Origin of the sequence: Robiginitalea aurantiaca, assembly GCF_030380815.1 — a bacterium.
In the GTDB taxonomy this organism is placed as follows: Bacteria; Bacteroidota; Bacteroidia; order Flavobacteriales; family Flavobacteriaceae; genus Robiginitalea; species Robiginitalea aurantiaca.
Map to the genome: position 1 here is coordinate 1 of NZ_JAUDUY010000016.1, position 10,068 is coordinate 10,068.

Here is a 10,068-nt window from a genome sequence, read left to right on the forward strand (position 1 = left end):
GATATTCCCCGCCCCATAGCTTCCGTCATAGGCTGTGGCGGTCAGAGTGTAGGTGCCCTGTGGGAACGGCACGCCACTATAATCAATTCCAGGCAGGTCTCCAAACAACGAGTAAGGAGCCCTTCCCTCCAGTTGTGTGCGCGAGACAGGTCCTGAAAGGACCATACGGACGCTTCCGATCACAGGTGGATTCGTGTTGGTCCTAATGCTCAGGTCGATATCCGCGACCACCGAGGGATCGATCTGAAGCCCATTGGTCAATTCAAACAGGTCCACATCCGAAGAGGCGTCGATAAGAGTAAACCCGGCAATGGCACCAGAATCCGGGTCGTTGACTATAATTTGCACAGATGCATCGTCCTGCAACCCATCGCCGTCCGTGACCGTCAGGGTTGCCGTATAGGTGCCTGGGGTGATATATGTATGGCTTGGATTCGCATCGGTGGAGGTGTTGCCATCCCCAAAATCCCAGCTGTACTGGGCAATCCCCGAGTCATCTGTGGAATTACTGCCTGTAAATCTCACATTCAAGGGTACATCTCCGTTCAACGGGCTGGCGGAGGCCACAGCCACAGGCGGAAGGTTATCCCCCGCACCAACAATAATTATAAGTGATGTAGTAGCCGTAAGGCCATTGAGATCTGTTGCAATAAACTCGATAGTCAGACTTTCCGAGGTATCAGTCGGAGGAGTTCCCTCGAGCATTCCCGTATCGGGATCGAAACTTAGCCAGGAAGGCAATGAACCATTATCAGTCGCAGCACTTATTGTCAGGGCATTACCAGGATATCCCTTGTCAAAAAACGGTCGGATGTCAAAATCGAAAAATACATCCGGAGTGGCGGTAATATTCTCAACGGGAAGAGCCGTGGGTGTACCTTCAGGCCTAATGTTAACAAAATAGAACATCATATCATTCCAGTCACAATTTGCTGAACCGGCGCCGCAGCCAGAACCAATATTATCCTGAATGGCTATATATTCATTTGGAATGACGTTACCATCTCTGTCAATAACCTTATACATTCTCAACCCAAGCAAATCAGGTCTACTTTCACCTCTATTGTTTCCACCGCTTGTTGGGTAAAAGACTATGTTAATCCTGAAAGGCCCATCGAGGGATTCAGCACTAAAATAATTCAGGTTGTCATCCGTATTGCTATTCGGAAGCAATGTTTGGTAATAGTTTTCATCGTGAGAAATATTTACCCCCCCGAAAATAGCCGTACTTTCTGGCTCAAGTAAGCGCATATTATCCGCATTAAAGCCATGAAATGCCGCTAACTGAAAACCTATAACCGGTTTTGAAGGATCAGCCTGGACGAAATTATCAGACAGGACCATATCCCCTTCATATCCCAGGTCGATGTTCTCCGGTATCGGATAATTTGAACTGGGCCTGGTCGGCACAGGGTTAGGCGGTGTAATTGTCCCCTCATCATTGACAATACTGAGCATACTGGTTTTATAACCAAATGCATCGATTACCTGTTGGGCATTGAGTTCATTATCACCTTCAAACTGTTGCATATAACCGCCGCTAAGGGTCACCTTCCCATCGAGTGCATTGTCCGCATTGCTTACCACAGTTAGTTCCTCAATGTACAAGCCCTTTGCCCCTGACTGGCGGATAAATTCAATATCCACGTCCAGGTATTCTCCGGGCTGAACTGAAGTCGGCAAATTTGCAACCGTATTCCCACCAAAGTCTCTGAAGGAGAAGCTGAAATTGGCAGCTGAAGGCAAGAGGAGTTCAGAGATCGTCAAAATACCTGTTCCGGTGTTACGGACCCTCATCGTATTGGAAGTGTTCACAATGGCATTGGTCCGTGTTGCACCTACATTATGGAATGTAAAATAATCCTCTGCCGGCACGGCTATTGAAGTCCCTGGGACTTTCGTCAGGTTTTCAATTGCCAGAACTGCCCCTGTAGCAGGTTCAATGCTGAATTCAAAGGTCCTCTCCGAAATATTTCCATTGTTGTCTTCTGCATTGACAAGCAGTACATGAGGGCCTTCAGCAGTCACATCGAAAGGTTCACTATAAGTGACGGTCGGATTTTCATCCAGGATATACTCTAGTCTTGCAATTCCTCCGCTTTCACTCTGATCAATTGCCTCAAGGGTAACCTGTACCGGGCCCCTATAGGTGTTTTCGATACTTTGGTTTCCTTCGAAAGTGGCAATGATATTTGGTGGCAGAAGTGAATTATCTACAGGAGCCAGTCTGATGAAATTCGGTTTGGCATTGACTCCGTCCGTGCCCAGGGAAAGCCTGAGAACCCCATCAGTTACTTCAACAAGTGAAGTATTGTCAAAGTTTACCAGCCCATCTGTGGCATTTTCCTGATTGTAATCCAAGACCGTAACCCCATTAACATCAAGTTGGTGATAACTATCCGTAAAATCGGGGTCGCCTACGCTTATGTTTACAAAATAAGAACCGTTAGGGACTTCTATCAGCCAATCCCGCTGCGGATAGAGATTTGTAGACCTGTGTCCTATAATTGTAAAGGTCTTTAAAAGCGGGTCATCTCCTGTCCCATTATTTCGGTTTCGGGCATTGGCACTGGCATCAGCCGGATTCGTTGTACCGGGTTCTACCCAACCAAAGTTTACCGTTCCTAGGCTCGTGACCTGAGGTCCAAAAGGAGCTCCAAGGTCATCAATGTACCCGTCGGGGGAGATTTCAACGTCTGCTGGAGACTGGAAGTTGAACTGGTACGTGAAGACAAGTTCATTAGTCACCAAAAGGTTTATAGTAACCTCTGCTGCCTGGTAGTTCGGGGCTGTAGCCGCAATCACACCCTGATAGGACCCAACCTGAAGTCCCTCAGTGTCTACAGTAACACCGATTGGTGTCCCCAGTGTAACCTCAGGTATTACAATCCAATTTTCGCTCGCCTCAAGTGTAATTTCACCAGCAGTAATTCCTCCGGTTCCTGTAAGCGTAAAGGTCTTTTCCTGTATCAACTCCTGATTTAGCGCAACTGTAAAATCAAGTGTATTTGGGTTTGCGGTCAGTATAAGGCTGTCATCCTCAAATGGAGCCGCATTGTCCAGTACAAAAACATAGTCCTGGTAGTCCCCATTTTCGGCGTCCTCAAATGCGATCAGGTAACTATTCTCTATGGGGTTACCCTCTCTGTCCCGGTTGGGGTAAATGCGGGTTCTATGCGCAATACCGGTATTTAGTGCATCCTCTGTATAGTTAACTCTGTTAAATATATTTGATTCCACATAGATGCCAAACACAGCACCCAGGGGATCAAAACTTGTGACGCCAGGGTCGTTTACCGGAGGGAATAGTGTCTGAGCATTGGCAATTCCATCTGACAGAATCCCGACCTCGTTTAGAACGATCTCCTGGTCATTGGTATACCAGCCAAATGGCAGGAGTTCTGATGGGGAATATCTGCCCACGGGGGTAAGAGTAATGGGTCCATCGGTGGCTTTTATCCAGCGTTCTACTTCCAACTCGTCTCCTACTGGAGTCGGGCTGGTACTGCTTCCAAGTGACGTCCATCCAACATTAATTCCAATACCCAAGGCATCAACGACATCCTGAAGTGGGGGCTCATTTCCACCTTCAAAACCTGCCTTTTTAAGCGCATGTAATCCAACTTCAAGACTAGGAGTGTCTTCATCATCGCTGAGAACCGTCAGAGTTGCTTCCTGATATCCTAAATCTGAATTTGTCAGATCCGGAGCATAGGTTATGGAATATTCCTGTATTTCCCCAGGGGCTAGTACAATAGCCCCACTAGGGACGACTGCGTCGAATTGACTTGCAAAAGGTCCGGTTATGCTGGCACCACTGATATTGAGGTTGGCATTGCCTTCATTGGTAATTTCAATTATCTGTGTATCTGTGTTGGCCCCATCACTATTGGTAGTGATTTCAAATATTCCTTCAACCGGATTAGCCGCGATTTCGGGACCTGGAGTAGCCGGAACATCAGCCCTTAAGAGCGTTATCCTGGGTGTACCATTACCATCGCGGTCGTACTCAGAAATATAGATATTACCTGTACGCGGGTCTTCTACCACGTCTAGGGGATCATCGAACCCGCCTAATCCAGGCACATTTCCATTTGTATCCGCGATATCCCCATTTCCGCTGGGTTGCATTACAAGAAGATCATCCTGTCCGCTGAACCGCACTACCATCAAGAGTCCTCGCAATTTTCCATCGAATGAATCACTTTTGTATTCGATCACACCATTGGGTGATTTGTTCTTTTCAAAATCATACGCGGGTTGGAGGTAATTCGGATCCGGGCCGAGGGTACTGGGATATTTGGCCACGTCCACATAACTGACCTCCTGCTGACCTGGCAACCCACTGTAAGGAGCACCCCCGTGGTTGAGGATAAATTCCCCCCTGTAGGGATTTGGATGTCCGTGGTAAGAGCCTCCCTTGGTTTTAAAGAGCCAGTCCTTTTGGGTTTCATTATTAGTGGTTCCGGGGACTGGGTCAAGGGCTGTAAGCCCATCGATTCTCCTTGCAAGAAGATAATCCGCCGTCCCAGGTGTATTTGAGCCACCTGCCGTCCCGTTTGTAGGGACATATAGCCAGCCGTTTGAATGCCATACAAGGTCGTATGCATTCCGAACTCCGGACGCGAAAATGGTTAATGGTGAATTCGTGGCATATGGGTTGTAAGAACCATCGCTCATCTGAATGCTCCCACTAGGTGCCGCATTAATGACTTCAATATTGTCTGTTGTGAAGGCACTCAGTGGAAGTGAGGAAGGCATTTTGTCCAGCTCGAGCTTTAGTACGGCGGCAGAGAGCAAGCGCTCCGGCCTGAAAGCCCAGCTCCCATCGGGCTCACCTCCGGCGGAATTACTTCCCTGGTTGATATACATGTTACCCTGCTCATCAAAGGTGATGCTATTGGTCAGATGGTCTTTGGCTGATCTGGGAAGATGAATGATAAGATCCTCAACAACCGCCAGATCCGGACCGCTCAAACGTGTTAGTTTCCCGTCCCATACAGGGCCGTCTGTCAATACTGCCGCACTGTGGGTAACATAGGCAATGAGGTTGTCAGCGGTAGCCTGAGGATCAAATGCAAAACCTATTATCAGGCGGTTCTCATTGTTTCTCGACACGTTGTTCGGGTCTGGGGACCCCTGAAGTTCTGGGGATAGGATTTCCAGATTGTTCAGAGTACCATCCAGAGCGATATCCCATCTATAGATCTTACCGTCCGAGGCAAAATCGCCAATAGTACTGGCGTAAAGTTTCCCGTCAGGGCCTATGGCGAGGCTTGAAAATCTCTGGTTGGTTGTTCCCTCTCCGAGGGATGTACCGCCCAGTACTTTCGTGAATGTTACGCCAGTAAGATCCAGCGGGGGTACCTGAGAGTCCTCATCTCCGGTTGTAAATTCGGATTCAAAGGGTATAAATGGAAGTCGATCATTCAGATCTCCAATGCGATTGGCCTCAACAGCTGCGGATAGCCTGAAGCGGTATGAGGTCAAAGTCTTAAGGGAATTAGTCGGAGTTAGGGTAATTGCATCCCCTCCGCCGGTGTCGTTTGAATTGGAAGGCACCAACACCTCTTCTCCATTGACGAGCTCGTAAAGATTTACGTTCCCCGCTAGTGTATTCTTGTCCAGTTCATACCCGGCAGGCACGACTACGTCTACAGTGATTTGGAAATTCTCAAAAGGCAGATTGGTGGCATTGTCAGCCGGTGATACATTGGCGAAGAAGGGCTGAGAACTGCCTGACAGGATTGAGAAATTTTCGAAGGTATAGGAAACAGGCGTGGCAGCGTCCTCTCTCCGTTTGGTTGCAAAAATTCCTGCAAAGCTTAGGTCTCCATAGGCCGGATTGCCACCTGTATATACAGTAGGTAGTGGCAACGACCCTAATTCTACCTCCGTACCGAGATTTAAGGTATAATAGGCAACAAGCAATCCATTGGTCTGATCAACAAGGAGCCTGAGCCCTACCGTAGATGTGTTGAGGCCCTCAACGGGGAATTGCACCTGATTCTGTGAAGTGGAAACCCCACCTGTTTCTGAGCGCAACTCGATCTGTCCGCCAGCATTTGCAACCAGCTTAACATAATTGTCTTCATTGAGGCCAAACCATATTCCAGCTTGTTCCGAGTTGTTATCTGCATCAGTATAAGGCGCTACAATTGAAGTCCGGATACTGAAATCCCCAGCGGCTGCGGCATTGATCCCAACACCTAAGGCATTAATTTGGGAATTCACCATGTCACTGTCGGTATTATTAACAAAGGAAATTCCCTTGTTTGCCACTATGACGAGGTTCCCATCTGCAAATGACAACTGGCCAGGTTCGAACCCGGGCACGTTTGGGTTGGAAATTGGCCCATCCTCGCTCAAACGTGCAGATGGATTATCTACCATTGTGAAACCAGTGTTGGCTAGACCTCCCTCGTCACCATTGAAGTCCAGATTAAATGGAAGTCCTGTTTCAATTTCATTGCAGTCAAGGGTGCTGATTGGATTACATCCGGCAAGTGTTGTCCCAGCAGGCCGAATATTTCGGGCGACAACCACTATATCCTGGTAATCGAAACCAGAAATGTGTTCTTCGGTCACTATGATATAGGCATCACTTTCCCCTGGCAGCGGGTATACCCTTACGTGGTGTGGAATAGCATCTGTGAACGTATTCAGAGCATCCTCACTGTAAAGGATCCGATCCCCAAAAAAGGGCCAGCGATTAAAGAAGCCAAAGGGTTGGGTTCCAGGGTCGAATTCCTGAAGGCCACTGACCGATGGGGTCAGGGTCTGCCCGTTTCCTGAGGGTGTGTTTTCAACGGTAAAAAGTTCCGTGCCATTGCCCGGATTCCCGGTTGGATACCAGCCAAAATCAACTATAGGGGTCTCGCTTTGAGGCCCATAGACACCAAGGACTTCAAGTGTAATAGGGGCATCTACAGCTCGTTCAAAACTCTGAGCGTCTACTTCATCCCCAAGCAAGTCGTTGAATGTTAAACCAGCGCCAGGTTCAAAAATATTGGTTGTTGGATCCGTGTCGCCGGTCGCAACGGCCCCCGCTCCCAGGTGGGTGTCCAGAATCCATTGTAATGAAGGCTCACTTGACCCTGATGTCCCACTTTTACCGAGCCCCCTTAGAGTTATAACTACAGGGTCAGCGTCTGTTCCGCTAAGGGTTAAGGTGGCCTCTTTAGGTCCGACAGAAGACGGGTCAAAGATTACTGTAAATGATGAAGAATTTTGTGGGTCGATACTCGTGGGTAGTCCGGAAAATGAGAATTCCGCATTAGGATCGCCTGTGATCACCGCCTCTATATTGTTAAGTGGGGCATTCCCGAGGTTTGATATCACAATTTCAGAGGACGAAGTAGCAGAACCTGTTGCTACAGCATCTCCTATAAATTTATCCTGGCCGAGCGCAATAACGGGCAGGGGACTCGATTGATTACTCGGTCTTAGCAACACAATCTGGCTCCTGCCGTAATCTGAAACGTAGATGTTTCCAGTGTTTACATCTTCTATTAGATCGAGGGGATCCTGGAATCCGGTAAAGCCTGGAATACCTTCCTTAAAAGTTCCAATATCCCCATTCGGACCATCCGGAACTAAGGCGATAATGTCGCTCGAGCCGCTATAGCGCACAACGAGGAGTGCTCCCTGCAGATTCCCATTTTCCGCATTGCTGCGGTATTCGATAACCCCATTAGGTGATTTATTGAATTCGAAGTCAAAAGCGGCACCTCTGTAGTTTATATCGGGTTGTACACCGTTATAGGCAGAATTAGTTACATCCACATCCCCCCGATTGAGGACAAACTCGCCCCTGTAGGGGTTCGGGTGTCCGAAATAGCCAATACCTTCGGATGGATTCACCCGGAACAACCAGTCTTTCTGGGTGTTATTATTGGACGATAAAGGAACTACGGGATAATTTCCACTCGGATCATCGTGATCATAGACTGTACCATTAGGTCGCGGCATATCGTCTATGGATGCTGGGGCATTGCTGCCCCCGGCAGTACCATTTGTGGGAATATAAAGTTGTCCATTGGAGTGCCATGCGAGGTCGTATGCGTTTCGAACCCCGCTTGCATAAAGGGTCAATGGAGCGTTGACGAAATAGGGATTGTAGAGTCCGTCAAGTGTTGGCGAATTGACATCGACAGCTTTAATCGCTTCAATATTCCGCGTAGTACGAACATTTAACGGCAATGTAGCAGGCAACAGCGAAAGATCCAGTCGCAGTGTTGCGGCCGAGAGCATACTCTCAGGACGGTTACCCCAGGCGTTGTCAGGTTCACCAGCCGCGCTCAGACTACCCTGATTAAAGTAAAGTGCGTTGTTTTCACCCGGGCGAAATGCCAGGCTATTGGTAAGGTGATCCCTCAATGACCTGGGTAGATCAGTCACCAATAATTCCTCATTTTCCAGTTGTGCTCCGGAAATTCGGGAAATTTTGCCGTCCCAGTCAGGTGCATTACTCAAAGCCCCTGATTGGTGGGAGATATAGGCGACTAAATTTTCGGCCGTCGCAGTAGGGTCAAAAACCAGTCCGATGGCAGCCCTGGATTCGTAAGAAGCTTTCCAACCCACGAGGATTTCCTCCTCCGAGAGGGTGCCGTCTGTTTCCATAGTCCATCGATGGATGTCCCCTGTAATTTGAAGGCCATACAGTTTGTTATCCGGCCCCACGGTCAGGGTACTGTACTTTCCGGAAGAACCTACTGGTCCTGCATTGGCAAATGATACGTCATCTAAATTCGTATCGCCGCCCCCTCCACCTGAACCGGTAGTGAAACTAGAGGTAAAAAAGGCGAAGGTTTCTCCTGAGGTATCTTGAACCCCATCGATTTCAAAAACATATGTCGTATTTGCCTCAAGGGGAAGGCTGGGTACGAGGTTGATGGCATCACCACCACCAGTTCCATTTACCGTAGCACCAAGGGGTGTTGTGCTGCCCTCTTTGAAAAGTTTTACCGTTGAGTTTGTAATAGTTGCATTATTGACCCCGGCGATGCCGTTCTCATCGAAATTCGGCAAGAAAAGATTATTGGCAGAGATACTTGTGTTTACACTGATGCCAATGGCATTATCTGCTGGGAAAACCCCAACTACCTCTGGAGTTTGAGGTACTCCTGAGGCGGAAGTCACTTCCACATAATTGATCTTGGTGTTGAACCCGCCGGTTGCATCCAGGGTCAGGCGTCCGTCACTTACTGAGACAACTGCGCTACCCATGGTCCATCTTGTTGAAGATCCGGCTGATCCCGAAGGTTGGAAATCATCGATAATATTAATACCCTCCGCGTTGATACGGTGAGTCGGTTCTGTTCCGGCCCCATCAACAGAAGGATCTCCTGCACCGATCACAACAAGGTAGGTGCCGTTAGGTACTTCCAGTTCCCAGATACCTTCTGTCGGCGTACCGTTTGAACCACCCGTATCGGCATATTGCATATGAATCAAGGTGTTTACCAGAAGGTCCACTCCATTGATATTCCGGTTCCGGGTATTTGCCGATAGGTCCAATCCGACCGTACCATTTGTCTGAAACCACCCGTAATTGAAGCCATTCCCCTGATCTCCATAGGGAGCTCCAGAATCTTTCAGGAAACCAACAGGTACTGCCGTGGCGGCATCCGAAAAATTGATTTTTGCCTCAAAATCTGCAGGTTCAGTTATATTTAGAGTAATCGTAATTTCGGCATTTGCATAGCCGAGGTCTGGTTGGTCTATGGCGAAAACAGTTGTTGTGTATGTCCCTGGAGGAAGGTCTGTCTGTACGCCGAATGTAGTTGTGCCTGGGGCGGTATTGGTTGGAAAGATCAACCATTCTGTGGCATCTGGATCGTCTGAAAAGATAACTTCGGGAGTGCCTGAGGAAGCAATGAGGTTAACCGACTGCTCAGGAACCAGTTGATTCCTAACGGCATTAAATATTAACTCATTGGCGTCAAAAGTAAGAGCCAGTGATGGTTGTTCTTCCGACACGGAGAATTGATCGAAGTTAGCTGTAAACTGTGTGCCATTTCGGTGTGTGGCGAAGATTCCTGCAAAAGTGACGTCAGATACCGAAGG

General features: G+C 48.3%; 1 protein-coding gene. It reads right to left on the reverse strand.

Annotated elements, in window-relative coordinates:
- Positions 1–10,068, reverse strand: a 10,068-nt coding sequence (locus QU605_RS15170) for a PKD domain-containing protein (RefSeq protein WP_289726182.1), incomplete at both ends; no start/stop codon positions are given.